23 protein-coding genes are annotated in these 25,560 nt (G+C 63.4%); 16 read left to right on the top strand and 7 right to left on the bottom strand.

Translation table 11 applies throughout. The features are described 5' to 3' along the window. From QRN21_RS00800 to trmD, 3 genes are read left to right on the top strand one after another with little or no spacing between them, the layout of a single operon-like run. Entirely contained in the window at window positions 1-231 is a 231-nt protein-coding gene (locus tag QRN21_RS00800; protein ID WP_053095941.1) for an RNA-binding protein, read from the top strand. Beyond that, complete coding sequence (gene rimM, locus QRN21_RS00795) at window positions 224-835, top strand: ribosome maturation factor RimM (protein ID WP_053095943.1); 612 nt, start codon at window positions 224-226, stop codon at window positions 833-835. Before QRN21_RS00800 ends, rimM begins: the two co-directional genes overlap by 8 nt. A 19-nt stretch (window positions 836-854) precedes the next feature. Continuing rightward, entirely contained in the window at window positions 855-1,565 is a 711-nt protein-coding gene (gene trmD / locus QRN21_RS00790; RefSeq protein WP_053095944.1) for a tRNA (guanosine(37)-N1)-methyltransferase TrmD, read from the top strand. Here the strand turns inward: trmD and QRN21_RS00785 are convergent. After that, window positions 1,562-2,134 (bottom strand): histidine phosphatase family protein, encoded by a 573-nt coding sequence (locus QRN21_RS00785; RefSeq protein WP_285362931.1) that lies wholly within the window; start codon window positions 2,132-2,134, stop codon window positions 1,562-1,564. The two genes, trmD and QRN21_RS00785, sit on opposite strands and share 4 nt — an antisense overlap. A gap of 88 nt (window positions 2,135-2,222) precedes the next feature. Here QRN21_RS00785 and QRN21_RS00780 point away from each other — a divergent pair, with 88 nt between their 5' ends. Together QRN21_RS00780 and QRN21_RS00775 are read left to right on the top strand one after the other, a co-directional pair. After that, window positions 2,223-2,960, top strand: coding sequence for a class I SAM-dependent methyltransferase (locus QRN21_RS00780; RefSeq protein WP_285362930.1), 738 nt, complete (start codon window positions 2,223-2,225; stop codon window positions 2,958-2,960). Beyond that, the gene (locus QRN21_RS00775) at window positions 2,957-3,433 is read left to right on the top strand and encodes a pyrimidine dimer DNA glycosylase/endonuclease V (protein WP_053095948.1); all 477 of its coding nucleotides are present in this window, start codon (window positions 2,957-2,959) and stop codon (window positions 3,431-3,433) included. The genes QRN21_RS00780 and QRN21_RS00775 overlap by 4 nt, the downstream gene beginning before the upstream one ends. On the opposite strand, the gene map is transcribed toward QRN21_RS00775, so the two are convergent. Then, window positions 3,413-4,195, bottom strand: coding sequence for a type I methionyl aminopeptidase (map, locus tag QRN21_RS00770; protein ID WP_053095949.1), 783 nt, complete (start codon window positions 4,193-4,195; stop codon window positions 3,413-3,415). The genes QRN21_RS00775 and map overlap by 21 nt on opposite strands. A 121-nt stretch (window positions 4,196-4,316) precedes the next feature. Here map and QRN21_RS00765 point away from each other — a divergent pair, with 121 nt between their 5' ends. The 10 genes from QRN21_RS00765 to QRN21_RS00720 all read left to right on the top strand — a co-directional run bounded on the left by QRN21_RS00765 (window position 4,317) and on the right by QRN21_RS00720 (window position 12,693). Beyond that, on the top strand, window positions 4,317-4,805 hold the full coding sequence (locus tag QRN21_RS00765; protein ID WP_072591208.1) for an MFS transporter permease: 489 nt from the start codon (window positions 4,317-4,319) through the stop codon (window positions 4,803-4,805). A gap of 179 nt (window positions 4,806-4,984) precedes the next feature. Further along, window positions 4,985-5,332, top strand: a complete 348-nt coding sequence (gene rplS / locus QRN21_RS00760) for a 50S ribosomal protein L19 (RefSeq protein WP_053099097.1) — start codon at window positions 4,985-4,987, stop codon at window positions 5,330-5,332. A gap of 118 nt (window positions 5,333-5,450) precedes the next feature. Continuing rightward, entirely contained in the window at window positions 5,451-6,185 is a 735-nt protein-coding gene (gene lepB / locus QRN21_RS00755) for a signal peptidase I (protein ID WP_053095952.1), read from the top strand. Beyond that, the gene (gene rnhB, locus QRN21_RS00750) at window positions 6,182-6,841 is read left to right on the top strand and encodes a ribonuclease HII (protein WP_053095954.1); all 660 of its coding nucleotides are present in this window, start codon (window positions 6,182-6,184) and stop codon (window positions 6,839-6,841) included. The genes lepB and rnhB overlap by 4 nt, the downstream gene beginning before the upstream one ends. Before the next feature lie 47 nt (window positions 6,842-6,888). Further along, window positions 6,889-7,215, top strand: a complete 327-nt coding sequence (locus QRN21_RS00745; RefSeq protein ID WP_042541663.1) for a DUF2469 family protein — start codon at window positions 6,889-6,891, stop codon at window positions 7,213-7,215. 101 nt (window positions 7,216-7,316) lie between these two features. Next, window positions 7,317-7,679, top strand: coding sequence for a YraN family protein (locus tag QRN21_RS00740; RefSeq protein ID WP_056278671.1), 363 nt, complete (start codon window positions 7,317-7,319; stop codon window positions 7,677-7,679). Beyond that, the gene (locus QRN21_RS00735) at window positions 7,676-9,205 is read left to right on the top strand and encodes a YifB family Mg chelatase-like AAA ATPase (protein ID WP_285362929.1); all 1,530 of its coding nucleotides are present in this window, start codon (window positions 7,676-7,678) and stop codon (window positions 9,203-9,205) included. The genes QRN21_RS00740 and QRN21_RS00735 overlap by 4 nt, the downstream gene beginning before the upstream one ends. Beyond that, window positions 9,202-10,047: a DNA-processing protein DprA gene (locus QRN21_RS00730; RefSeq protein WP_285362928.1), complete on the top strand. Its 846-nt coding sequence runs from the start codon at window positions 9,202-9,204 to the stop codon at window positions 10,045-10,047. Before QRN21_RS00735 ends, QRN21_RS00730 begins: the two co-directional genes overlap by 4 nt. A 302-nt stretch (window positions 10,048-10,349) precedes the next feature. After that, on the top strand, window positions 10,350-11,042 hold the full coding sequence (locus QRN21_RS00725; RefSeq protein ID WP_285362927.1) for a hypothetical protein: 693 nt from the start codon (window positions 10,350-10,352) through the stop codon (window positions 11,040-11,042). Between the two features lie 283 nt (window positions 11,043-11,325). Further along, window positions 11,326-12,693, top strand: coding sequence for an FRG domain-containing protein (locus tag QRN21_RS00720; RefSeq protein ID WP_285362926.1), 1,368 nt, complete (start codon window positions 11,326-11,328; stop codon window positions 12,691-12,693). Between the two features lie 36 nt (window positions 12,694-12,729). On the opposite strand, the gene QRN21_RS00715 is transcribed toward QRN21_RS00720, so the two are convergent. Next, window positions 12,730-13,440: a hypothetical protein gene (locus QRN21_RS00715; RefSeq protein ID WP_285362925.1), complete on the bottom strand. Its 711-nt coding sequence runs from the start codon at window positions 13,438-13,440 to the stop codon at window positions 12,730-12,732. Window positions 13,441-14,089: 649 nt separating this feature from the next. Here QRN21_RS00715 and QRN21_RS00710 point away from each other — a divergent pair. Next, window positions 14,090-17,128, top strand: a complete 3,039-nt coding sequence (locus QRN21_RS00710) for a hypothetical protein (protein WP_285362924.1) — start codon at window positions 14,090-14,092, stop codon at window positions 17,126-17,128. A 279-nt stretch (window positions 17,129-17,407) separates the two neighbouring features. Here the strand turns inward: QRN21_RS00710 and QRN21_RS00705 are convergent, their stop codons facing one another. The 4 genes from QRN21_RS00705 to QRN21_RS00690 all read right to left on the bottom strand — a co-directional run bounded on the left by QRN21_RS00705 (window position 17,408) and on the right by QRN21_RS00690 (window position 24,942). Continuing rightward, window positions 17,408-18,220, bottom strand: a complete 813-nt coding sequence (locus QRN21_RS00705; protein WP_285362923.1) for a hypothetical protein — start codon at window positions 18,218-18,220, stop codon at window positions 17,408-17,410. Window positions 18,221-18,602: 382 nt separating this feature from the next. Continuing rightward, window positions 18,603-19,634 (bottom strand): TRAFAC clade GTPase domain-containing protein, encoded by a 1,032-nt coding sequence (locus QRN21_RS00700; RefSeq protein WP_285362922.1) that lies wholly within the window; start codon window positions 19,632-19,634, stop codon window positions 18,603-18,605. 897 nt (window positions 19,635-20,531) lie between these two features. Continuing rightward, window positions 20,532-20,972 (bottom strand): hypothetical protein, encoded by a 441-nt coding sequence (locus QRN21_RS00695; protein ID WP_285362921.1) that lies wholly within the window; start codon window positions 20,970-20,972, stop codon window positions 20,532-20,534. A 976-nt stretch (window positions 20,973-21,948) separates the two neighbouring features. Then, complete coding sequence (locus tag QRN21_RS00690) at window positions 21,949-24,942, bottom strand: NACHT domain-containing protein (RefSeq protein WP_285362920.1); 2,994 nt, start codon at window positions 24,940-24,942, stop codon at window positions 21,949-21,951. Window positions 24,943-25,560: the final 618 nt, after the last annotated feature.

The raw sequence follows: 25,560 nt of genomic DNA, 5'->3' as shown, positions 1-25,560 counted from the left end.
GTGCTCGCCGCCGCGCTCGAACACATCGTCAAGGGGATCGTCGATCACCCTGAAGATGTCCGCATCAACGCTTCCACGACGCCGAGAGGCGACCTGCTCGAGGTGCGTGTGCACCCCGACGACCGTGGTCGAGTGATCGGGCGCGGCGGCCGCACCGCAAAAGCACTGCGCACGCTCATCGCCGCTCTCGCGGATGGGCGGCGTGTCCGGGTCGACGTCGCGGATGACTGACGTGGTGTCCAAGGACCGCAACCAGGGCAAGAACCAGCTGCGGGTGGGGCGCCTCGTCAAGGCCCACGGCCTCAAGGGCGCTCTCAAGCTCGAGCTGTACACCGACAACCCGGAACGCCGATTCACTCCAGGAGCCGAGTTCACGTTGCAGGTGCCTGAGGCATCTCCGTGGCACGGCAAGACCGTCGTCGTTCGCGAATACCGCGTGATGAACGGCAACCCCGTCGTCTTCCTCAAGGATGTCGACGATCGCGAGGGCGCAGAGACTCTCGTCCGAGCCATCCTCTGGATCGATCAGGACAACGACGAGGTCGAGGACAACGCGTGGTTCGACCATCAGCTCGTGGGTCTCGACGTCGTCCGTGACGGCGTCGTCGTGGGCAAGGTGGCTCGCGTCGAGCATTTCCCTGCGCAGGATCTGCTCATCGTCAGGTCCGGCGAGCAGGACATCATGGTGCCGTTCGTCCAGGCGATCGTTCCCACGGTCGACATCAGCGCCGGGCGCGTCATCGTCACGCCGCCTGCGGGCCTCTTCGAAGAGCTCCCTGACGCGTCCGATGCGACGGAGGCGGGGGAGTCCTCCGACTCCGACGCCACTGACTGATCCCTCGTTCGGCCCGCCAGTGCGCATCGACGTCCTCTCGATCTTCCCGTCGTACTTCGACGGTCTGACGCTCTCCCTGCTCGGGAAGGCGCAGAGTACCGGCATCCTCGACCTGCGTGTCCGAGACCTCCGTGAGTGGACGTCCGATCGTCACCGCACCGTGGACGACACCCCCTACGGGGGCGGGGCGGGGATGGTGATGAAGCCGGAGCCCTGGGGGCTCGCGCTCGACGAGCTGGCATCATCTGCTCCGTCCGAAGAGGGCAGTCGGCCCACGATCATCTTCCCCTCGCCCGCAGGCGAGGTCTTCACGCAGGCCACCGCACGCGATCTCAGCACTCGCGACCACCTCATCTTCGGATGCGGTCGATACGAGGGGATCGACGAGCGGGTGTTCGAATACGCCTCATCGCTCGGCGAGGTGCGGCTCATCAGTCTCGGCGATTACGTCCTCAACGGCGGGGAAGTGGCGACGATGGCGATGATCGAGGCCATCGGTCGCCTGATCCCCGGTGTTGTGGGAAATCCGGCGAGCCTCGTCGAGGAGTCTCACGAGGACGGACTCCTCGAGTACCCGTCTTACACGAAGCCGTCGGTGTGGCGAGAGCGACCGGTGCCGGACGTGCTGCTGAGCGGCAATCACGGCGTGATCGCTTCCTGGCGGCGGGATCAGCAGATCGAACGGACGCGACGTCGGCGCCCGGATCTGCTGCCGGACGACGACCGCTAGACGATCCGTTCGATCCCCGAGTCGATCTCGAACACCACGCCCTGAGGGTGCCGCAGCGAGAGCGCGGATGCGGGGGCCAGGCCCCGGAGCTCCGCACGCAGCAGCCGACCGATCATCTCGTGACTCACCAGCAGCGGGATCCCGGACGAAGCCCACCCGCACACCGACAGTGCCCGGCGGGCACGTCCCTTCGCCTGGGCGTAGCTCTCACCTCCGGGAAATGCCCAACCATATCGGTTCTCAGCCCGGTCCTCGCGGGCGGTGGGGAATCGTTCATCGATCTCGGACCAGGTCAGGCCGGCCATCTCACCGTGATGGAGGTCGGCGAGCTCCGGTACCTCCACGAGATCTGCGCCGATCCGATCGGCGACGATGACCGCGGTCCGGAGCGCGCGGCCGAGCGGGCTGGAGCACACGGTGGTGATGCCTCGGTCGACGAGGCGCGCGGCGACGCTCTGCGCCTGAAGGATGCCGTCCTCGGTCAGAGGCGAGTCGAGTTGCCCGTGCAGCCGATGATCGAGGTTCCAGCGGGTCTGCCCGTGCCGCACCAGGAACAGGTGTTCTGGCACATGCCGATCCTCCGGAATCATGGACTCAGGATGGCATAGCCGCGTCGCCTCCGTACCCGGTGGAATCGGCGGCTGATAGCGTCGCACCATGGTCGATGAGGTGCTGGCGAAGTCGTTCGAGACGATCGGGGCGGATTACGACCGCTACCGTCCCGGATTCCCCGTGGAGGCGGTCGAGCTCATCGCACCACAGCGCATCGGGACTGCGCTGGACCTCGGCGCGGGCACCGGGAAATTCACGGAACTGCTGTCGGCCCGAGCGGAACGCGTGATCGCTGTCGAGCCTTCCGAGCAGATGCTGTCGGTTCTGCGAGCCAAGCTTCCGGATGTGGAAGGCCTCATCGGCAGTGCCGAGCGGATTCCGTTGCCGGACGGCACGGCGGATGTCGTCGCCGTCGCGCAGGCGTTCCATTGGTTCGATCGGGAGTCGGCCTGTGCGGAGATCTCGCGCATCCTCACGCCGGGCGGAACTCTCGGGCTGGTCTGGAACCACTCGGATCCGTCGAGTTCGTGGGATCGAGCAGCGCACCGTATCGCGCACCCCGCGGTCGCTGACACGGACGGAACGACCAGCACCGCCGCGGCGGAGCTCCCCGGATTCACGTTCGTGACGAGCGAAGCGATCCACTGGACGGAGCAGATCAGCCGCGAGGCGTACCTCCGTCGCTGGTCGACGGTGAGCACCTTCCTCGTGGCCGACGACCATGCCCGTTCGGTGATGACGACCGCCATCGAAGCGGTGCTCGACGGGGACCCGGACACACGCGGGCGCGAACAGCTCGAGTTGCCGATCATCACCGACGTGTTCGTCTATCGGCGCGCATGAGGATCTGGTCACTGCACCCGCAGTACCTCGATCGCCAGGGTCTGGTGGCCTGCTGGCGGGAGGCGCTGCTCGCTCAAGCGGTGCTCGCCGGGCGAACCCGTGGCTACACCGGTCACCCCCAACTGGAGCGGTTCCGTGCCTATCCCGATCCGCTCGATGCCATCGGCGCGTACCTTCGGGGCGTCGCCGTCGAGGCGGACGTGCGCAGCTACACCTTCGACCGATCGCGAATCGATCGACCGGATGCGAGAGGTGAGTCGATCCTGTCCGTGACCACCGGCCAGCTCGCGCTGGAATGGTCGCATCTCAGCGCGAAGCTCGCGGAGCGCAATCCCGACGTGCTCGGACTCTGGTCCGCGGTCTCGGTGCCCGAACCGCATCCTGCGTTCCACGTCCTCGAGGGTCCGGTCGCCGCGTGGGAACGCGCGCTGCCGCCGGCTGAGCCCCGCGGGTCAGCGAACGCCGAGGAATGACCTGTCGGTGAGGACGATCGGGCCATCGGCCGTCACGGCCACGGTGTGCTCCGAATGCGCGCCCCTGGAACCGTCCACACTCCGCAGGGTCCATCCGTCGGGATCGGTCACGAGTTCGTCCGTGGTCTCGAGCAGCCACGGTTCCAGCGCGAACACCAGGCCCTCGCGCAACGGGAATCCACGTCCCGCGCGACCGTCGTTGGGGACGTGGGGGTCGCCGTGCATGATGCGTCCGACACCGTGACCGCCGAAGTCGGTGTTGATCGAATACCCCTCGCCGTGTGAGATCGCGGCGATGGCGGCCGAGATGTCGCCGATCCGGTTGCCGACCACGGCCGCGTCGATGGCCGCAGCGAGAGCGCGCTCGGTCGTCTCGATGATGCGGAGGTCCTCGTCGCGGGGAGTGCCGACGACGAAGGACACCGCGGAGTCGGCCACCCATCCGTCGACGGAGACGGCGAAGTCGAGCGACACCAGGTCGCCGTCTCGCAGCGTGTAGTCGTGGGGGAGGCCGTGCAGTACAGCGTCGTTGATCGAGGTGCAGATCACCTTGCCGAAGGGACTGGCGCCGAAGGACGGGTGGTAGTCGATGTAGCAGGACTCCGCTCCGGCCTTACGGATCATGTCGTGCGCTCGGCGATCGATCGACAGCAGGTTCGTGCCGACCTTCGTCTCGTCGCGCAGGGTTGCCAGGGTCTCGGCCACGAAGCGACCGGCGGCGCGCATCTCGTCGATCTCGGCAGGGGTGCGCAGTTCGATCATCGGGTGTCCTCTCGTCCTCTCCATTCTCCCCGATCTCCGGGTGACGGGCGTCCGCCTCGAGGCCGCGTGCTCAGAGCGAACACCTGGATCATCGGCCGCACGCCGTCGTACGATTTGTGACATGTGGTTGCGTCAGGCGTTCTTCCGGTGGCTCATTCCGGCAGCGTTCCTCCTGCCGCTCTGGTTGCTCGTGGGGTGGGGCGTATTCCAAGGCGGTTGGGCCATCCTCTGGGTCCTCTTCATCGCGGTCCCCTCCGTGTTCGTCGGCCAGCTTCTTCTCACGCTCCTGACTCGGTCTCGCCCGTCGGTGCGGGTCGAGAGGGCCGTCTCGTGGTGGGATGTCGGCGGTTTCACGCTCTGGCACGGGCTGACCATCGCTGTCGGATGCTTCATCGACGGCGCGTTCGGCTGGCTTCTCGCCGCCGCCGTCGTCGTCGGCATCGGTCTGGTCTGGCTGCAGCTCTGGCAGCTGTGGAACGAGGCGAAGGGAAGCGGAGCACGGATCCGCGAGACCATCTCGTGGTCCACCGTTCCCGGCGTCGACGAGCCCGCGCCGGAGACCCGCGTGCGAGAGGTCTTCGTCATCCGGGAGAAGGACTCGCCGGAGTGACGGAAACGCACGCGACGTTTTGGCCGTGTGCGGCATCCATGGCAGAATGAGTGTTTGTGCCGTGACCGGTTCTGCCTCAGGGGAGCCCACGGACGCTTCGGCGCCGTTCAGCACACACTTCTTCTTATTCCTACTTACAGCATGCAACCGACCTGAGGCGAGTGCAGAGAGAGACGATCATGCAGATCCTCGACGCCGTCGACGCAGCATCCCTGCGTTCAGACGTTCCCGTCTTCCACCCCGGTGACACGGTCAACGTGCACGTGAACATCACCGAGGGCACCCGCTCGCGTATCCAGGTCTTCAAGGGCGTCGTCATCGGCCGCCAGGGCGACGGCGTGCGTGAGACCTTCACCGTTCGCAAGATCAGCTTCCAGGTGGGCGTCGAGCGTACGTTCCCGGTGCACTCCCCGGTGATCGACCACATCGAGGTCGTCACCCGCGGTGACGTGCGTCGCGCGAAGCTCTACTACCTCCGTCAGCTGCGGGGCAAGAAGGCCAAGATCAAGGAGAAGCGCGACAACTGACGCGCAGGCTCTCCACAGCACCCCGGGACACGATGTCCCGGGGTGCTGTGTTCTCCCCGGGGTGTGCGACCCTTGATACTGCCGTCTCCGTGCGGTGCGAGACTGTGAAGGAAACCCCATGACGACTGACTCCGCCGCCGCGTCCGCTCGACCGACGAAGCGGCGTCGTGGGTTCCTCGTGTTCCTGCGCGACGTCCTCGTGATCGTCGTCATCGCGGCGCTCGTCTCCTTCGTCGTCAAGACCTTCATCGTCCGCTCCTTCTACATCCCGTCCGCGTCGATGGAACGAACTCTCCTGGTCAACGATCGGATCCTCGTGGACGAGCTGACGCCGCGGTGGACCGCCTACGAACGCGGCGACGTCGTGGTCTTCAAGGACCCGGGCGGGTGGCTCGACGGCCAGCCGCAGACTCCTGCGCAGCCGCCTCTCGTCGAGGCTTTCGACTGGATGCTCAACGTCGTCGGGATCTCGGCCACGGATTCGCAGGATCACCTCGTCAAGCGTGTGATCGGTCTCCCGGGTGACCACGTCGTCTGCTGCAACGCGCTCGGACAGATCACGGTCAACGGAGCGCCCATCGACGAGCTCAGCTACCTCAACCTGCCAGACGGAGACACCGCAGCGTCGAACGATCCGTTCGACGTGGTCGTGCCGGATGGGTCGCTGTGGCTCCTCGGAGACAACCGCGATCGCTCGCGCGACTCGCGGGCGCATCAGGATCTTCCGAGCGGCGGCTTCGTCCCGATCGAGAACGTCGTGGGCAAGGCGTTCTTCACCACGTGGCCCTTCGACCGTCTGGGCACGATCGACGGCCACCATGACAGCTTCAACGGCGTCCCGGATCCGGAATGACCGTCGTCGCTCCGAAGCTCACTCTGGAGCGCAGGCTGCTGAGCGAGTGCGATCTGATCATCTCCCTCGATGAGGTCGGACGCGGTGCGCTTGCCGGGCCGGTGGCGGTCGGAGCTGCCGTGATGGATGCGGCAGGGGCGCGCCGCCGCGTTCCCGAAGGGCTTCGGGATTCGAAGCTGGTCACCGAGAGGCGTCGGCCCGATGTCGCTGCGCGAGCCGCGGCATGGGTGCAGGCTTCTGGAGTCGGTTGGGCCAGCGCGGCCGAGGTCGACGAGGTGGGCATCATGCGAGCGCTCGGTCTTGCGGCGTCGCGCGCCGTGCAGAGCGTCGTCGATTCGGGAGTTCGCCTCGACGGGGCTCTGGTGCTCCTCGACGGCAACCACGACTATGTCTCGCGGGTGCATCCGGTGCCTCTACGGGTGCGACCGGTCGTCAAGGGCGACCGCGACTGCGCATCGGTCTCGGCGGCATCGGTGATCGCGAAAGTGGCGAGGGACACCTACATGGCGGAGCTCCACGAGGGTCACCCCGCGTACCAGTGGGACCGGAACAAGGGATACGCGAGCCTCGAGCATCGCGATGCGATCCGCAGCCTCGGGCTCTCTCCACACCACCGATCATCCTGGGCGATCGCGGATGTCCCGACTCTGTTCTGAGCCTGCGTGCGGCATCGACGCGTCGCCGACTCTAGGATGGAGTGATCATGGATGAGGAAGCCTTCGACGACTACGACCGCGAGCTCGAGCTGGCGCTGTTCCGCGAATACCGCGATGTCGTCGCGCAGTTCCAGTACGTTGTCGAGACGGAACGCCGGTTCTACCTCGCCAACGAGGTGAACGTCGTGCGTCGTGACACCGAGCACGACTTCTACTTCGAGATCTCGATGAGTGACGTCTGGGTGTGGGACATCTATCGTGCCGACCGCTTCGTGAAGGCTGTGCGCGTGCTGACGTTCAAGGACGTCAACGTCGAAGAGCTTCAGCGCCGCGAGTTCGAGCTGCCCCAGGAGCTGTCGCTCGACGGGGAGTGACCACTTCTGCACAGTCCGGCTTTCTGATGGGCTGTCCCCGCACTCCGTAACGTCCCCACTCCTGAAGCGCGGTCGTCGATCCCGATCGACAGGCTGTCTTCATGGCAGCGAAAGACGAGCTCGGTAGATCCGGCGAAGAACATGCGGTTCGGTATCTGACCGGCATCGGATATGTGGTCCTCGACCGCAACTGGCGATGTGCGCAGGGCGAGATCGACATCGTCGCCTGTCGCGGTCACCACCTCGCCATCGTCGAGGTCAAGACACGACGGACGATCTCCCATGGACACCCGTTCGAGGCCGTGGATTCCCGCAAGATCCGACGACTGTGGCGATTGGCTCATGCGTGGGCGGCCGACCATCCCGAACAGGCGGTCGGCCTCGTGATCCGGATCGAGGCGATCGGGATCATCGGAGCCGACCCGCAGCACAGCACTCTCGAACATCTCGTGGACGTGTCGTGAAAACGGCCCGCACGTGGGCGGTCGCGCTCACCGGGGTCGACGGGCACATGGTCGAGGTCGAAGCCGACATCTCGAACCAGACCCCCGACTTCAAGATCATCGGCCTGCCGGACAAAGCGCTCGGCGAGGCGGTTCAGCGGGTTCACAACGCCTGCAAGAACACGCAACTCGATCTTCCGCGCCGCCGCCTCACGGTCAACCTCTCGCCCGCCAGCCTCCCCAAGCAGGGAGCCGGTTTCGACGTGAGCATCGCGGTCGCCGCTCTCGCGGCAGGGGGAGCGCTGTCCACGCGGTCCATCGCGGGAACGGTGCATCTCGGCGAACTCGGACTCGACGGCCGGCTCCGTCCCGTGCCCGGGGTGCTCCCGTCCGTCTTCGCCGCTGCGCGTGCGGGGTTCGACACCGTGATCGTGCCGTGGGGCAACGAGGCGGAGGCGAGGCTGGTGCCCGGAATCGAGGTTCGCGCAGCAGCGAGTCTTTCGCAGGTCGCCGTCTGGCACGGCGCGGAGATCGACGTGCTCGATGCCGATCCGGTCGCCTCGGCGACACTCGCGCCGGAGCATCGCGAGAGGCTGGACCTCGCGGACGTCGTCGGCCAGGACGAGGCGGTCGAGGCTCTGATCGTCGCGGCAGCAGGAGGCCATCACATGCTGCTCAGCGGCCCGCCAGGCGCAGGTAAGACCATGCTCGCGCGGCGACTCCCCGGCATACTTCCGAGTCTCTCCGACGACGAGGCTCTCGAAGTGGCCTCGATCCGCTCACTCACCGGCGACGCTGTGCGAGCTCTCGACGCCACGCCGCCGATGGAGTCGCCTCACCACAGCGCCTCGGTTGCGGCGCTCGTCGGAGGCGGCACGAGGTCTGTTCGTCCTGGCGCCATCTCTCGCGCGCACAGAGGTGTGCTCTTCCTCGACGAAGCAGCGGAGTTCTCGAGAGTCGCGCTCGACGCACTGCGGCAGCCGCTCGAGTCCGGCGTCATCGAGGTGAGTCGATCGGGCGTCACCGCACAGTTCCCCGCACGCTTCCAACTGGTCATGGCGCTCAATCCGTGCCCGTGCGGCAACTACGGGGTGCGCGGTGCGGAATGCACCTGCCCGTCGTTGGCGATCCGGAGATACTCGACCCGACTGTCCGGTCCGCTTCGCGACCGGGTCGATATCGAGCTGCATGTCTCGCGCGTGTCTGCTTCTCGGGCGATGATCGGCGACCGTACGGAGGTGACGAGCGAGCGAGCTCGAGCGAGAGTCATGCAGGCGCGTGAGCGGGCGGCCTCGCGGTGGCGGGGGACACCGTGGGTCCGCAACAGCGAAGTTCCGGGCGCCCGATTGAGGCAACTCGATCTGCGGATCGCCGCAGAGGCAAAGGCGCCACTGGACAGGGCTCTCGAGCGGGGAGCTCTCACTCTTCGAGGCTATGACAGGGTTCTGCGGCTGGCTTGGACCATGGCGGACCTCGCACAGGTCGACAGTCCAGGCCGGGAAGAAATAGGACGGGCACTGTTCTTGAAGAGGGGATACCTATCGTGATCGAGTCTCTCAGAGGCGATGCGGCGGTGCGGCGATCGCTGCGACAGGTGCGACCAGTCGATGACCTGGACGAGGCGCTGGCACGAGTGTCGTGGTCAGTCCTCACCGAGCCGGGGGACGGAGTCGCCGGAGCGCTCATCGCGGAGCGGGGCGCAGTGGCATCACTGGGGCTGGCGATCGGCGGAGGGGCCGTGGCGAGTTCGGAGGTCAGTGAACGGACTCTCGCCGAGGGACGAGCCAGGTGGATGGTCCGCGCGGATGCGCGCAGCGTTCTCGATGCGATCCGTGCAGCAGCCGAGGTCGGCGCTCGGCTGCTTCTGCCGGGCGACGACCTCTGGCCGAGATCTCTCGACGACCTCGGGGTGCATGCGCCGACAGTGCTCTGGGTTCGCGGAGACCCGGCGCTGCTCACGGCTCCGAGCCGAGTCGCGATCGTGGGCGCGAGGGCGGCCAGCGGTTATGGAGAGATGCTCGCCGGTGACTTCGCCGGCGAGCTCGCAGCCTCCGGCACGGTCGTCGTATCCGGCGGAGCGTACGGCATCGACGGGGCAGCTCATCGGGCCGCCCTCGGCGTGAGCGGCAAGACCGTAGCCTTCCTCGCCGGGGGAGTCGATCGCGCGTATCCCCAAGGCCATCAGCAGCTGCTGCGGAGAATCGTGGAGACCGGAGCCGTGGTGAGCGAAGTGCCCTGCGGCACCGCGCCGACGAAGTGGCGATTCCTCTCGCGCAACAGACTCATCGCCGCTATCAGCGACGCGACGGTCGTGGTGGAGGCAGGGTGGCGGAGCGGTTCACTGAACACCGCAGGACAAGCGGTGAGGGTGTCACTGTACTGCCGCTGAGTGAGCACGTCCTGCTCATGCCACGTGGGCGTTGCGTCAGTCGTACGCTGGCGGTTTCAGCTGCAAGAGTCGCCATTCGTGCTGGCAGAAGTCCAGAGTGACGTAGATCGCTCGGCCAGTTGAGGTTGGAAAGTGCTCCCATCGTGCGCGCGAAGGGGCCGGAACAGCTCGGACCACTTCGGAGACGCTCCCGCGATTGAGGCGCTGCATGCTGTTGTCATCTGGCCGAATTCCGGGATAGGAATGTCGGACCCGAGCAGTACGGTGAGTCCCAACTGACGAATCAAGGAGGTAGGTCGCTTATGAGTGACGTTCCCGTCGCGGTATCGCGGCTCGGCCAGGGCGACTCGCGGGAGGCGCAGAATGCGCGCGCAGTGAGCTGGCTCCTCTCCCGACCTGGCGGGTCTGTAGTCGTTGTAACACCGCGGCGAGCAGTGGAGAGCGAGAGCATCAAGCGGTTGATCGCGCAGCCTCAGGTGTACCACTACGCCTGGCGCGGGTTCTCCGGTGGGCACTTCGACGGCCAGCGAGTGCTCTACGCCTGGCCCGATCGTAAGCACCTGAACGACGTCTGGAGGGTGAACGCCGACGCGATAGCCGTCATCGAATGGGGGGAAGAGGAGACCGCCGAGTGGGTCGAGGACATGAATCCCATCCAGCTTCTTCCCGGGCGGAGGATCGAGCCCAACCCTCAGCAACAACCTGTTTCAGCGCCTTTGCCGAACGGTATCGACGCCATCCTCGAACACATCGCCGCTATGGCCGCGGGCTACTCCTCGGGGCTCAAGTGGAACGAGGAAGACAAGCTCAAAGCCGACATGATGAACCGGCCGGATCGGTGGGCACCCATCACCGTCGATCAGGTCCGTTCGAAGTGTCGAGAACTCGGCATGCGCGCGAACGACGTGGACACCATCGCGGGCTTCCTTCAGCGTCGGAAGGAGGGACGCCGATTCAACGTGCGTTCGTCCTACCGCACGTTCGAGTTCAATTGAAACCGCCCCCTCCTTAGACCTCGGGGGAGGCTGATAGTTTCACTAAGGAAGAGCCTGATCTCATCCGAGGGAAACGAGCATTGTCGTGTCACGTGTGCCACCAAATCCAAACGGTCGCGCGAGTGCAGATGATGCCCACGATGAGACTAGTTCCGAGGTTGCGGAATCGGTTGGAGTGGAAAGCTTGGGAACGCCGGTAACGCCGCCGAAATCGAGTCGCAGTTCGCTGATAGGTGTGGCAGCGGCGATGGAAGGCCTGAGACCGTCCGCTACGGTGACCGCCATGATGGAGTCGCTCCGTCCGTCTTTCGCGGCAATGGAGAGCCTCAAGTCCTCTGCGGCCGTGGCGGCAATGGCGGAAGCAACCCGACCGTCCTTGGCAGCGAGCGAGGGGCTTACTATCTTGCCGTCGATCGAGAGGCCCCCCTTGCCGGCATCACTGATTGCCATGGCCGAGGCCGCGTCGCGACCTTCCGCAGCCACGTTAGCGGCGATCGAGGCCGCGTCGGCCGCCATCCTTGACCAAGCAGCTCTGAGCAAGATTGCGTCGATCGCCGAGCTCTCACGGGGAGGATCCGGGATCAACACGATCGCGTCGGGTTTGTCAGGGGTCAACGGCAGATTGCCGGGCCTCAACTACCCGAGCTTCGCTGACTGGGAAACGGCATTGTCGAAGACGCTGGCCGGTTCCCGTAGACCAAAGCCGCGTCGAAATCGGAAACCGAGCGACTTCTTCGGATCGTTCGAGGTTGAGGTCGCCTCGTTGAAGCAACTGCTGAGAGCGCTGAGCGTACTGCAACAAAAGAACAGCGCCCTGGGGCTGGTGTGGCGCGGTCAGCAGAACGCGGATTGGCCGGTCAACAGCTCACTGACTCGTGCGCTACGTGCTGCTGAGCATGGTTCGGACGAAAGTCGACTCATCGCCGTCGAGCGATTTCAACTTGCAGCGGGCGACCAATGGGGGATCGTGAGGAACGCCGGCGAGATGGCTTTCTTCGCTGAGCTCCAACATCAGGGCGCCCCGACGCGGCTCATCGATGTCTCTCTCGATCCCGAGATCGCCGCGTGGTTCGCAGTCTCGCTCAACCACGACGAACATGACGCCGCTGACGGACGCATCGTTGCGTGGGGACGGTCAGCCGCACCACGACGGAACCAAACGATCGAGCCTCCGAGCTTCTTCGCTCCTCCCGGCACGAACGCTTTCTGGCATCAGTGGTCCGATGCGGAGAGCCGACGCACGAACGACTGGGGGACCGGTCGAGCGGTCCCCGCGTGGCAGCCGCCCGCGCTCAACGGGCGAATGAGGGCTCAACGCGCAGCGTTTCTCTTTGATGCCGAACCCATCGTCGACGATGATCTCCTTGAACTTTTCGCGACAAATCTCGGCGAGACATGGAGAGCCCGCGAGATTGCGCAGAGCACCCGCGTGCTCGGTTTGCCTGCAGCACACGACGTTAAGGCCAAGCCCAACACCGAGAACGTAGTGCCCATGTTTAGCATCCGGATCGCTGCGGACGTGAAGCGCGATGTTCGGAAGTACCTGGAAACCAAAGGGCTGACGGAAAACTCGATCTACCCGGATTGGGCGGGTCTTGTCAGTTACCTTCGCCGGGTCAGTGCGGTTGAAACCGGCCTCGGCAAAGCCTGAGGCGTCGAGCGCCCGGACTACGGGCCGCGTCGCTCATCAGTTCTTGCCCTTCGGCGGGGCAACGGGCCTCTTAACAAACTCGAGAAGCCGATCACCGGCGTCGGTCCAGAGCACAATCTCATGAGTCATGACCGACGGACGATCGGCCTTTCGAATCTCTGGCTGGTCGTACATCTGAACGATCCCGTCGGCGTGCATCTCGTGGATATAAGCCCGGGCGGCGAAGCGGTCCCCGCCGATCATCTCCGTTAGCCAGTGCATCTTGGTCCAGGTCGGCTTCGTAGGGCTGACCTTTTGGATCTCCTCCATGATATGAAAGTGCTTCAGGTCGTACTTGGATACGATCCTCAGGAAGCGATCCCTTTCGGTGTCCCCGTGCAGGCGCACCCAGCCGTTCATCAGGCCGAACCAGATGAGCTCGCGCTTCTCTTCGGCTTGCGCTTCCTCTGCCGCTCGGAGCGCACGTAGGGCCGCTGCATCGAAAGCCTCACGGCTGGATACGCGACGCCAGTCTTCTGCGGTGACGATGTCCTGAAGTTCGTGCATGAGGGACCACAGCGTACGGAGCGCGCGAGCGTGCTGGCGTTCGTTTGCCGTGGGGAGTGTTTCGAGAGCAAGAGCCATTCCTGTGCTCACGAATGGAATCTCGCTTAGACCGTTGAGCACATCCCGTGCCGCCGTGAGAATCCTGTCTTCGGCAGTCGGGACAAGGAAGCCGTCCTCCGTGTCGGCGCCGCTCTCGGTCATCTCGTGCCCCCCTCTATTCGCGACGAACGCGACACTCCGATCATCTCCGCTCTCACGGTAGCGCGGGCCAGAGACAACGTATCTAAACGCTGCGACCGTCGTGAACCGGGGGCCGGCGCCGGAATAGGTGCTCGCACCCGGGATGAAGACTCGGCGAGCATCCAACTCAACCTCGTGAAGAGCGGGATCATCAAACCCTGATTCACGGCCGGTGCGGATCGGAGGAGACCCGGCGAAGGGTTTCGGCCTCGACGCGAAGGTGAGGGGCACGGGTGAGGCGGGGGCGACGGATGCGGGATAGCCCATTTCTGGCGCGCATCGATATAGTCAGATCATGCTCCGACCGCTGGTCACGCCCTCTGCTAAGGAGTGGCTGTGATGGTTACAGGCGACCCAGGTCATGAAAGCCACCGGAGCGCAGTAGCTCCGTTGGACGCTCTCACGCGAGACTGCCACCCGACTCACCCGCTGACCAGCGCAACTCCAGTGGTGCCGTTCAAGCTCGCTCGCTACCGCTGGGCCCAGCCGTGACCGTCTCGTGAGCCTCACAAGTGAGTTGGGTGACGCCGGGTCTCCGATCCGTGCGTACGTCGACGGGGTTTCTCCGCGCCTGGCCCGCACCCGCGGCACGTCTCCGGCTGCCCGTGCGATGGCTGAGACGCTTGGCCTGGTCGCTCTTGCAGCCAGTAACCCGATAGTTCCCGCGCCGGCCGACGTCGATACGAGGCGATCTGGGACGGCCTTCGATATTCGGACGCGCATAGCGTTGGGCGACTACGACATACAGGGCTCGGCGTCCGCAGCAGGTATCGCCCGAGTCCATTTACACGCAGACGAGACAGCCAACGGTCACCACCGCGCGAAGATCCTGACCGAGACATTCCAGATCGCCAAGGGCTTGATATCCAGGGGCCCTGACGACGCAGACCTGGACCTCGCATCGATCTTGCTCGCTCCGGCGGAGCAGGTGTACTACGGGGGAATGCAAGCCTTCACGGGCTCCCTCGGTGCTGCGTGTGACACTGTGAACGACGGCCGCTCTTTCGCCGACGCGATCACCCCGTCAGCTCTGGCGGATATTCGCTCACTGCGTGAGAAGAACAGCGCGCAAGTCACCGCCTGGCGTGGTCGCGTCGTCGAGGGGGCGCGCTTAGACCCCCACCCGGCATTCAGCGGTGCAATGTTGGTGGGCGGAGCCGACGGTGACTGGCTCGTCGGGGACACGTTGATCGACTGCAAGGTCTACGCCGAGCTAAACGTTTCAACTCTTCGAGGCTTTCTGCGCCAGTTGCTGGGCTACGTGATGCTCGATCTCAATGACGCCTTGGCTATTCGCCGGGTGGGACTGTGGCTTCCTCGGCAGGGACTCACACCAACGTGGAGCCTTGAGGATCTTCTCGGCGGCGATCCAGAGGAGCTGCTGCCGGGTCTGCGGGAAGGGTTCGTCGCGGCGACCAGCCAGCGGCAGGTCGCCGTCCATGTTCCGGTGTCGGAACGCCGCAAGCTGCAGCTGCTCGCGGACAATCGGCACACTCCTCAGGCGATGCTGCTGGCTCTCGCCCTCGGAGACGACGCCGATCTCAGGTTCAGGGTGGGACGAAACCCCACGACATCCAGAAACACGCTCGACACGCTGAGCGCAGACCACTACGCGCACGTGCGCAAAGGTGTCGCCATGAATCCCGCGACTCCGCCGGAAATGCTGTCCGCATTCGATCAAGACACGAGCATGACGGTACGACGTGCAGCAGCCGCGAACCCGCGAACGCCTCGCAGAGAGCCCGACACGCGCCCTCACGCGCTCCAGCAGTCCCCCGTCACAGCGACAGGCTTAAGCGAGATCACCCAGGAGCTCGTGCAACCCAGCGCTGAGCAGGCCGCTGCGCTCCCTGCCGATCTTGTTCAGATTCGTCAGGACCGCGACAGGGACAGAGCAGATCTGGGGATGCTTCAGCAGTTGATTCATCTCTTCATCGGCCGGCCTCTCGACGGGCGCGCTCGGCTCCCGCTTCCTCGCGCAAGCCGCATCTGGGCAGGCCTCGACGATCGCACGATAGACGTTCCTGCGTCGCTGACGAATGGGCTCCCGGACGCGGTGAAGCACGCGCTGATGCACACGGACCAGCCATCTCACATCCGGCGAGTAGTCGCGACGACTCTTCCCATCGACGACGTCACCGTACGAACCAGTCTTTTCACCGACAACGACCCGGACGTCCGGTGGTCTGCTCTCAAGCGTTCGACGACCGTTCTGGATGATGCGATGACCAAAGTGCTGCGGGAGCTTGCCAGCTCTCGTGCGGTTCGCGTTTCCTTCCGCGACCAAGGAGTCCCCGCCAACGAGCGGTGGTACACGTCTGCGGAGTACAACCGGGAAGTGCTCGCCCTGGTGGCGTCGCATCCGGCGACGCCACCCGACACGCTGAGAGAGCTGATCAAGGAGAACGCATCGGAAGTTCTGACCGCGCTGGCGGAGAACCCGGCACTCGATGATGAGGGCGCAGAGCTGCTGGCATCAAAGATCCTGTCAGCGCGATCCACCGACACCCGAGTATCCGTTGCCCAATCTCATCGCGTACGCCACGACATGCTGGTACGCCTCGCTCAGGATCGTTCCATCGACGTCAGGCGCGCGGTGGCGTGGAACAACGCTACCCCTGCCGTCGCTCTCCGGGCTCTCGCGGACGACAAATCGATGGTCGTTCGGCTCGAGGTCCTCGGGAACAGCAACCTGCCTTCTGAAGTCGCTACGGAGCTCGCAAAAGGCCTGTTGACCTCAGCCAGCGATCTCGAGCTTCTCGACCTGCTTGAGTCGCTGGGGGAACGAGGCGACGTGACTCTTCCCGGGGCGCTGGTCGAAGACGCCGTGGACCGGTTGTCCAAGAGTCGCGTGCGGAATCCTGATCTTCGGCTTGAGGCCGCCGAACACCCCGGTGCTGGCCTAAGAACCCTCTTACGGCTGGCTCGAAGCAGCGACCAGTACGTCCGGCGCGCGATCGCTGAAAGCCCCCGCACACCAGAGAGTATTCTCGCGATGCTGGCGCGCGATGATCTCGCGGCGGTCCGGCGGTCTACAGCTTCTAACCCGAACACCCCGGAAGACGCGCTCACCGCTTTGCTGCTCGACCCAGATCTCGACGTCCGGATCGCGGCCTTCCGTAACCCCGCTGCTGACACAGCCGAGCAAACCGATCCTGACGAGATCACCGATGAAATCGAGAGTGCGCCACGACCCACGGCGGCATTGATCGCGGACCTGCATCAGCAGGCCGCGCACTCGCACGCCGAGGTGAGGCTCGGGGTGGCGTTCAATCCCAGCGCGACGCCGGATATTCTCGCATTCCTCGGAGGTGAGCGTCGAAGTTCGCGAGTCAGGCGAGCCGTTGCAGCGAACCCGAACACACCGGGGCACGTGCTCAGCGCACTCGCCGATGAGACAGACCTCGAAACACAGCACTCTGTCGCATTCAACTCAGCGACCCCGATCGAAACGCTGGTCAACCTCGCCGGTCGCGGCAGCGACCTTGCGCTGCTCGTGGCTTTGAACCCCGACGTTCCGATGCCGGTGCTCGACGCACTCACTCGCGACGAGGATCCGCTGATCAAGTTCGTCGCCTTGACCGTTCGAGCCGAGCGGGCCTTTGCGAGAACATCAACGAGCACAATCGAGGGGGCCGGAACGCGCTGAGTGCGGCGCGTCACGCCTCAAAGGTGATTGCAAATAGTAGGAGGTCAACCGGGTGACATCTGGAAAGTAGGTGAATCTCGGGCCGCTTCTCAGCTCTCTGGCCGTGCCACCTCCCGGCAACACACGGCTATGTCGTGCGTGCTCGAGATTCAGTTTGAGGACCTCGTGGCGTTGACCGAGCAAGCGAGGAGATTCGCACGAGCGGGCTCAGCCATCTGACCGCCGTGGGCGGGGACATGGTTCAAGCTAGGGGTGGGTTGTGAATGAGTTTCAAGCGACTCACTGCTCGCATTGCGACGTTGCCGTGCGTGGTGCGAAGCGTGTGTAGAAGAGGTCGAGAGCTCCCTCGACGATCCTGGACACCAGGGCCGCCGTGAGTGCGAGATCATCAACGTTTGCTCGTGTGACACGAGAGTGAGCAATCGGAGGATCATCTACCATGCGATGCTCAGTGGCAGTGATCGTTCCATGAACGAGTTCACTGAGTTGACTCCACAGACGTGTGACGCCACCGTCAACTCCGTCATGAAGAGGGTGACGTTCAGCAGCCGCGATGAAATCGCTGGCTCTTAGCACCTGTGGCGAAGGAAGCCGGTGCAAAGCCTCGGCGAACAGATGATCCAGATCCTTCATGTAAGAGGTGGCATTCACGGCTGCGGCTCTCATGTCTTGCGCGCTCGGGCGCGCGGAGTCCTCTCTGAGTGACGCAGTGATTCGGCGTTTCGTCCGCGCCGGAGCGTCTCGCGCCAGCAGCCACGCCCGCGTGAGCCGGCCTTCGGAATCATCTGGCTCCAGAAGCCAGATCACTCGGACGGCGTTGTCTACTATCGCTCGAAGCAAGACGTAGTCCGTGGGAACGTGAAACATCGGCTCGTGCCAAAGCCGATGAAGGACGTCAGCCGAGTCGAAGGCGTAGTTGAGCATCGCGACCGCTTGAGGGAGAGTACTGAGACGGTTCAGGACTTTGCTCAGGTCCTCATCGAGGTCGGATCCGACAGGAGGTAGCCCTGCCTCGATCAGCGCCCGAAAAGCGTCTCGGGTGCGGATCCAGTAATCGGCCGCTTCGATCAACTTGCTAGCAGCGTCATTCATATTTGAATTCTGGCAGTGGCCGACGCGTGACGCACCTTCCGGATGAGCATAAGCCTGCCCTAGCCAGGGTCGCGGATTGCCTATTCGCGGAGCCCGGCACCAACTGGTCACGCTGTCTGGACGTCGTGCGCTGAGTGAAACATCAGCCGTCAGGGTCGATGGACGGCGCTGCTGTCTTCTGCGGCCATGCTCGGTCTGAGCGACACACGTGTCCTGACTCCACTACGACTCAGCCGTGCGCCGTTCGCAGTGTCGAGATCCACGGGGCGGACTGTGCCGGGGTGAGCCAAAGAAGATTTTGAGTCGCTCATGCGCAGCCCGGCAATGCCAAGCTACGAATGAATCGCGTCGCGTGCACGCGAGGCGGAGCAGTTATCGGCTCTTAGCGCCCGCGGCGTGACTGTCGCAGGCTCCAAAGAAGAGGATAGATTGCCTGTCGGTGGCCGAGCTTCTCAATCTCAGACCTTGGTGGCACACCTAAGAGCGTGGCGTCCGCCATCCCAGTGTCGAGCGCTGCGTCAAGCGAAGAAACGACGAAGAGTTCCACTCGGGGGGACAAGCGAGTAGCAACTCCGAGCAGTCGTTCCAGCTGGGCGAGTGCCTCCTCGAAGCGGCCTTCCCGCTGCCCGTGGGGAAGTGGCACGTCGTTCTCGACAAGACTCATAATCCAAGCTCGTTGCTGCGGGTCGAGCAGATCGCTCTTCGAGATCACTATCCCTACGGGCGGTAGCGGCCTATCAGAACCGCGCGTCGCGCTGAGCAGACGAAGTATGCCAACCATGTCATCGACATCTGGTCGCACACGGGAGGGGTCCGCGGTCATTCGCTCAGCGCTGACGAAAAGGAGCAGCACATCGCTTTCGACCGCGTAATCGAAAAAGTTCGAGTCGAGGATTTGATCCTCAACGTCGCTCTCCGCCAGCTCGGTCCAAAGCTCGCCAGCGGCGTCACCGATCTCCAGGCGGTACTGTTGCCGTCCGTTCCACAATCGAGAGAAGAGAGTGGGGCCGACTCGTTCGATCGATCCTCGGTACTGGTAGACACCGTCAGAGCGCGTCGCCTTCGGCCACTTCCCGCGAGACAGACCCCGGATGGCGGCCACCACAGATTTCGCTGAGCTCGACTCAGGCACGAAGCGGAGACCACTAGGAGCCCGAGCGTCCAGGAGCAGCTCATACAAAACGTTGGCGTACACGGTCTTGCCAACCTGAGGAGCGCCGACCAGCGCAATCCGGAGCGAAACCGGACGCATATTGGCCCGCCTCGCTACGAAGGCGGCACTCATCGCTGCACCTGCCGTCAAGAGCAGGGAGACAATGATTGCGATAACCACGGGCACCGGCGCGCCGGGATTACTAATCACGACGGTTAGAAGCCCCACGGCGGCCGCGGATGAGAGAAGAGTTGCAGCCATCACCACGATCGTGATGGCATCACGACCTACAGACCTCGTAGACATCTAGTGCCATCCCTCGCTCGACATGGTTCGCCGCCACGGCCACCAACAGATCAACATGCACGCGCCCGTGATGACTGTGGACGCACCAAGCGCTATCCAAGCCAATAGGGGCACTTCGCTTCGCCCGCTGGCGAGGGCCGCGCATAGCACTTGGATGATGATCGCGAAGACGAGGAGCATCGTCACAAGAGAGTGAGGCGGTGGCCGCCGAGCTATCACGGTGGCGGACAAAGCAAACAGTGAGTAACCGATGCTCGAGTAGTTGGCGAGGACCGGTTCGACCGCGAAAATCCTCGTAATCACCTCCGCCAGGACTGGGAGTGCTGCAATCGCCACTGCCCACAACAGATCTGTGAGTTTGCCCGGATCGAACCGAAGTGGCAATCTTCGCTCCGCCGGTCCGATCTGCAGGATGGGAGGATCGATTGCGTCTGGATCGTCAGTCATCGTCATCTGGTAGTCCGTTGTAAAGAATCCACTCAGCAGTGGTCAGTCGCGTCGCGGCTCGGTTTCGTTGGATGGCGTGCATCGGCGGAGCCCCTCACCTTTGCCCGCCCAACGGAGAGGTCTGTACTTCCGTTGGGGGTGAGCACTGCGGTTCATCCTAGGGCTCTGGCGGGTATCCAATGGTGTTCGCCGCCAAATCAGGGCGCGTTCCGGCCTCAACCTCTGTAAGCACAACTCTCCAGCCCGGAAATCGCCCTCGCCTATCGAAGGAGAGCGGGGACCGCCAGGCGCAACGCTGGTGCGACACTGCCATAGTCCTTTGGGATTCTCGTACTTGATTGACATCCGGTGTGCAGCGGGCGTGCGGTTCCGCCGATGTCCTGGCCGATCGTCGCCGCCGACCTTCTACCAATCGCCCGCGGTTCTCGCGAGAAACTCTTCCCGCGTGCACGACGCAACGCCGACATCCGCGGCCTTCGCGCGAACCTCCTTATCGTTCGAGACGACTACCCATGTCGGCCCCCAAAGGAGCGTGCTGGCTTCCTCCATGCCGTCGAGGGCGCAGGCGATGAGCATCGGGTCGGCGGCGCCCTTATTCGCATAGAGGTTGACGAGTGTGGAGTCGTCGCACGGAACAGTCGCCATCACTGCGCCGAGGTGCTTGAGTACGCTCGCGGTGGTCGGGTACTCGACGTCTGGAAATGATGCGGCATCGGGATAGCCGTCCGCCTCGTGGATGATCTCGGACGGGAGGGAGCAGCGGTCGTGGAAGAACGCGCTCGCACGCTGCACCCGGGTGAGGTGAGAGAGGGCGTTGTTGTCGAGCAGGTACAGCTCTTCGTTCATCTGAGCGCCGCCTTGAGATCGCCGAGGCCGGCTGGGGAGAGCCGCTTGGGGCAGACGACGCGGCAGAACTCGCGCTCCGAGAGCCGTCGTTCCTCGACGGCATGGAGCATCCGTGCGGTGAGTGCTCGTCCGGTGTACTTCCGGATGGCGTTAACGGGCTTTGACTGGCTGCGAGGCCCGGACTTGGGTCGGGCTCGAAATTTGTCTCGAGATCACCGAGAGATTCGAGGGCGGCCTCGAAGCTGAGCCTGCCGAGTCTGATGGCGCGGACGGCCATTGCGCTCGGGGTGACCTTGAAGGTGCCGGCCACGGCTTTCACCGATTTCGAACACGCGCAGACCGCCGTCGGTCACAGCGAATTTACGCAGCAGCATCTGAGGAACGAAATCATGCTTCTTCGGAGCGGACATGACCCTAGTATCCGGTCTAACTGAAGTCGTCCGCCTGTTCGACGGCCGAGGCTCGTCGGCGTGTGAGAGTCCGAGGCGATGCCCGAAGCAGCCGGAACTGTGACCGGATCTGTCCGAACGACGCCGGATCCCCCGGGGACGCGATGTGGGGTTTGCGGCCTCGCGCGGGAAGATGTGCACGCGGGTGTCCGCGATTCGGTCGGCGATGTATGGCTGGGAATCTGGGTGGATCTGGGCGGCGAACTCAGACGACTACGAGTGCGGGGTTACTTCGAGGTCGACGTGCAGTGAGCCCGAGCTCGGTCGAATGCTGATGCGGCCTGCGATGGGGGCGCTCTGTTTGCTGGATGAATAAATAGGTGAATCTTGAACTCTTCACGCGATCGCTTCGATAGTCCGAATACGTCGTCTCCGCAATCAAAGGTCGAGGCGTGCGGACCACGGACTCAAAGCTGAATAATGAACACAATCCATCCCACCGCTGCCGTGATATTCATCGCGGCGCTTCGATTTGCGCGCGAGGAAGGACGGCTCGGGGAATTGAACCTTGGTCGTTCCTAGCTGCTTTAGCAGTCAAGCAATTTTTCCAACAAGCGGATTGTTGATGTAGTGAAAGAGCCGCGAACCCTTTCCGGCAGGGGCTGCCGACGAATTGCCGCACCGAGCACCTCTTCACACACCGGGTCCATTTCCAAATCTGTGAGCGGAGTCAGCCACTCTTCGCCCCAAACCTCGCGCACGAGAGCTACCAGCGCTACGCTCGCAACAACCGTCGACTCTGTGAGGGTGTGAGGCTCGTCGTTAGTGATCGGCGTCAGCGGCCGTGTCACGGCCAGAGCGTCTCGGGCACGCGTGTCGAAACTCATCTCTTCGGTGGGCGCGCGGTGACTGTCATTCTCAAGCTTCTTCCCGAGCTGAGCAAGCATTGGTCTCTGATCGGGGTTGGTCAACAGCATCATCAGCTCGCCGCTTATAGAAGCGCGCGATGTCACGTCGATAGCGTACGACTGCACCAAGGTCTCGTTGAGTGCCAAGAGCCGCCATGGCAGAACCCGATACGCTTCCGCCGCAGCCACGCTTTCGATTGCGAACGCGCAGGCGACGCCAAACCAGTGATCTCCCGGGGGAGCGGATTTGACAAGGTTCTCGATACGTGATTGTAGTGGCAGCGTTGGCAAGCTCCGCTTGCGAAGGGCTGTCACGAGAAAGGCCCCGGTAGCCGCGGCTCGATCGAGCCCAGCCGATCTCTCGACATCCACAAGACACTCCGCGATTACAGTCACGACGCGAGGGTCGGCTCTTGACCAATCCACGATCGCCAGCGCGACGGATTCTGCATCGAGTGTGGAGAGTAGTCCGTCGTAGCGCCGATCCTCGGGAGCGAGGTCTTCAAGATCGAAATCGCCGTCATCGGGGTCCAAGGTGTCGTCAGCGACGCGCCGACGATACGCTGCATGACGCGACCGTGTCTCATCGTGCCCGTCCCATAGTGCCGAGGCGGTCTCGGGAACGATCACCGCCCCAGCGTAGGTCTCGAGGACTGCAGTTATAACGCGGCGCTGCGTCTTCCCTGTCAGCGAAACCACATCGTTCAGAGCGGCGGCGAAGCGCAGCAGTGCCAGTCGCTCCGATGCGACCGAGTGCCGGGCATCTTTCACCAGCACGTCGACGAAGGAGGTCGCACCGGGGCTGCGCCAGTTATCGAATGTAGACACTGCCAAGAGTGCCACCGCCCATCCGTTCATGTAAATGAGGCGACTACGTAGCCGTCTGAGCAGGTCAGCAGCACCTTTGGCCTTGCGGAAGATGTAAACGGCAGCGAAGTACTCTAGAAATGACTGATGAACGAATCCGTATCGGGGTCGATTGATCCCGTCGGACGCAACCGCCGTCAGTACCCATGCGCGGCCAGCCCACACCTCAGCGAGGTCGCGCGCCGAACGACCGGCATCAATTTCATCAAGATTCAACCGCTTGACGAAGAATCGGCGCAAGGTCCGTATCAATGCTTCCTCAGGTATCCCTTCGCTGAGGTATTCTTCGTTGTTCAGGACGAGGTTTGCAACCTCATAGAGTGCTGGCCGTAGCCGCTTCGACCAGGCGCCATGATCGTCGATGCCTCGCATCGTGTTCCATTGCTCGTAAAGCATGCTCGCGCATTGCTCATAGAGGTCGCTCAAAGAGCGAGGAATATCTCCGCGGCTGTAGTAGACGCTGCAGAGCAGGCCCAGCATCAGAGGATTGCGACGGATATCGTCTGCATACTTTTCGCTTTCATCGAGAAAATGCTGCGCCGATAGTTCGTGCCCGGTGCCAGCCATCCCACGCAGACCAAACCATTTGTCAGCATATGTGCGCACCTGTGGTTCAGACAGTTCGCAGATCTGGGCGTGAGAGAATTCAGCGTCGCTGAAGGGTGCAAGCTCGTAGCCCGTAAAACGGGAGGTCACAACGACCGAGCAAGATGGGTAAAGTGACGAGAAGCTGCGGACAGCATCGCGGATCTCGCTGCGTCGCCCAGAGTCGAGCACCTCGTCAAATCCGTCGAAAAAGACGACCGCCCTTCCTGACATCAGAAGGTACTGCATCCATCCCTCGGGCGGTGAGTCCTGCAAAGAGGCAGTGACTCGTCGCTCGAGATGCTCGACGAACAGCTCAGACCTGACCGTCGTCTTAGCAAGAAACTTGCGCATCTCGAGAATAAACGGCACGCTTCTCAAGTCGTTAGCAGCAGCGATCGAGCCCGCCGCCGCTCTCACAGATGTCGATTTACCACTACCCGCGGGGCCGAGTATCACGAGCCGCTGACTGCTAGTTAGCAATTCGTCGCTGTCGATCAAGGTCTCTGGTTCCGGGAGTGGGGAGAACTTTGGCGGCACGAAGACATCGTGCAATGCGACTTCGTTTCCTTGTTCGCCTAGTTGTTGGAGTCGAATGTAGCTTAGGTCAGTGGCCGCAGACTTCAGGTACCGTTGTGTGTATGCATTCATGTGTTGCGCACTCGGAACGCCGAGTTCCTCGAATAGTCGCGCACGAGCTACGCGCTGACCGAGGAGAAATTGCGAAGAGGTCTCCGGGCCGCTCCGGCGCGGCCTTCCAAAGGAATGGACGGCGTAGCCTGGTTGTCCGGTCCGCGTGATCAGGTCGGCTAGCACCATGGCCACCGAGTCCAGCTCACCGCCTTCCAGGCCAATTTCGAGTCGAAGGTGGGCTGAGATCTCCTCCAGCGTTGCGCCGCGATAGTCCTCCGAGGATCCTTCGGCCGTGGCTATCCTCACAAAGTGAATCAGGTCCGCTTCCCAGAGGAGATAGCGTGCGACGCGTTCGGCCAATCGGCTCTCGATGCCTTGCTCAGCGAGGGCCGCTTGCATGCTCGTGTTGAGGGCTGCTCGACTCGGTTCGGGGTCGACAGTCGCATTCCACGTCAGTACTTGCGCGAGCCTGTTTGCTCCGGCGCGGGTAACATCCGCAGCAACGTTTGCAACGTAGTTCGCCATGAGAGCAACAAGCTCTTGGGATACTTCCAACTCCGCCTCCACCGTGATCAGCCGCTTGTGCACATGGTAGACCCGACGCAGAACCTCGCGGCATCTCGATGAGCCGACGGTCGACGTTCGGCAACGACTGGCGCCCCCCAAACTCGAGCGTCGCCTGTCGGGTCACGTTCAAGAAATGATCAGGCGCGGTGAAGAAGGCGAGTGCGGGCGTTGTCGCGAGGCGGTGCCACTCCGATGTGAATGAGAACTTCCTGAAACTGCCGGTCAGTCGGTTAGCGCCGCCGGAACATTGGTTGCGGCGAAGATCGACGGCGCTGTACGTCTATCTGTCTGTCTGCAGGGTAACTTTCCGGGGTTTGTCGCGAATCAGGTTTCGCGCCGATAGTCGGGATAACTGGTCTTATCATGGCCAATGGGCCAGACGTTGAAGTGAGATGGGGCTGAGTAGGTATCTGGCGTTTGAGCAGTGACCGACCGGGATCGCGGGGGTTGGGGACTTCGGCTTCGCTCTACGCTGCACGATCTCGCTCTGCAGCTTTCCCGGAGCCTGGGAAACGACCTCCTACCCGTCCTTTCCCGCTTCGCGACGGTCCGCGCTTCGGTGCCCCGGATGGTGCCCACGGTCTTCGACTCGTACGTGACCTCTTGATCGGCCATGATGATCTTTCTTCATCTGCCGCA

This window comes from Microbacterium sp. LMC-P-041 (assembly GCF_030209555.1).
Classification (GTDB): Bacteria; Actinomycetota; Actinomycetes; order Actinomycetales; family Microbacteriaceae; genus Microbacterium.
Note: the sequence above shows the minus strand (reverse complement) of the source record. Positions and strands in the feature narration are given on the sequence as shown.

Bases quoted from the DNA above. Each gene is read 5' to 3' on its own strand.
- rimM (WP_053095943.1), top strand. From the start codon at position 224: ATGACTGACGTGGTGTCCAAGGACCGCAACCAGGGCAAGAACCAGCTG.
- QRN21_RS00780 (WP_285362930.1), top strand. From the start codon at position 2,223: ATGGTCGATGAGGTGCTGGCGAAGTCGTTCGAGACGATCGGGGCGGAT.
- QRN21_RS00775 (WP_053095948.1), top strand. From the start codon at position 2,957: ATGAGGATCTGGTCACTGCACCCGCAGTACCTCGATCGCCAGGGTCTG.
- map (WP_053095949.1), bottom strand. From the start codon at position 4,195: ATGATCGAACTGCGCACCCCTGCCGAGATCGACGAGATGCGCGCCGCC.
- QRN21_RS00765 (WP_072591208.1), top strand. From the start codon at position 4,317: ATGTGGTTGCGTCAGGCGTTCTTCCGGTGGCTCATTCCGGCAGCGTTC.
- rplS (WP_053099097.1), top strand. From the start codon at position 4,985: ATGCAGATCCTCGACGCCGTCGACGCAGCATCCCTGCGTTCAGACGTT.
- lepB (WP_053095952.1), top strand. From the start codon at position 5,451: ATGACGACTGACTCCGCCGCCGCGTCCGCTCGACCGACGAAGCGGCGT.
- rnhB (WP_053095954.1), top strand. From the start codon at position 6,182: ATGACCGTCGTCGCTCCGAAGCTCACTCTGGAGCGCAGGCTGCTGAGC.
- QRN21_RS00745 (WP_042541663.1), top strand. From the start codon at position 6,889: ATGGATGAGGAAGCCTTCGACGACTACGACCGCGAGCTCGAGCTGGCG.
- QRN21_RS00740 (WP_056278671.1), top strand. From the start codon at position 7,317: ATGGCAGCGAAAGACGAGCTCGGTAGATCCGGCGAAGAACATGCGGTT.
- QRN21_RS00725 (WP_285362927.1), top strand. From the start codon at position 10,350: ATGAGTGACGTTCCCGTCGCGGTATCGCGGCTCGGCCAGGGCGACTCG.
- QRN21_RS00720 (WP_285362926.1), top strand. From the start codon at position 11,326: ATGATGGAGTCGCTCCGTCCGTCTTTCGCGGCAATGGAGAGCCTCAAG.
- QRN21_RS00715 (WP_285362925.1), bottom strand. From the start codon at position 13,440: ATGACCGAGAGCGGCGCCGACACGGAGGACGGCTTCCTTGTCCCGACT.
- QRN21_RS00710 (WP_285362924.1), top strand. From the start codon at position 14,090: ATGGCTGAGACGCTTGGCCTGGTCGCTCTTGCAGCCAGTAACCCGATA.
- QRN21_RS00705 (WP_285362923.1), bottom strand. From the start codon at position 18,220: ATGAATGACGCTGCTAGCAAGTTGATCGAAGCGGCCGATTACTGGATC.
- QRN21_RS00700 (WP_285362922.1), bottom strand. From the start codon at position 19,634: ATGGCTGCAACTCTTCTCTCATCCGCGGCCGCCGTGGGGCTTCTAACC.
- QRN21_RS00695 (WP_285362921.1), bottom strand. From the start codon at position 20,972: ATGAACGAAGAGCTGTACCTGCTCGACAACAACGCCCTCTCTCACCTC.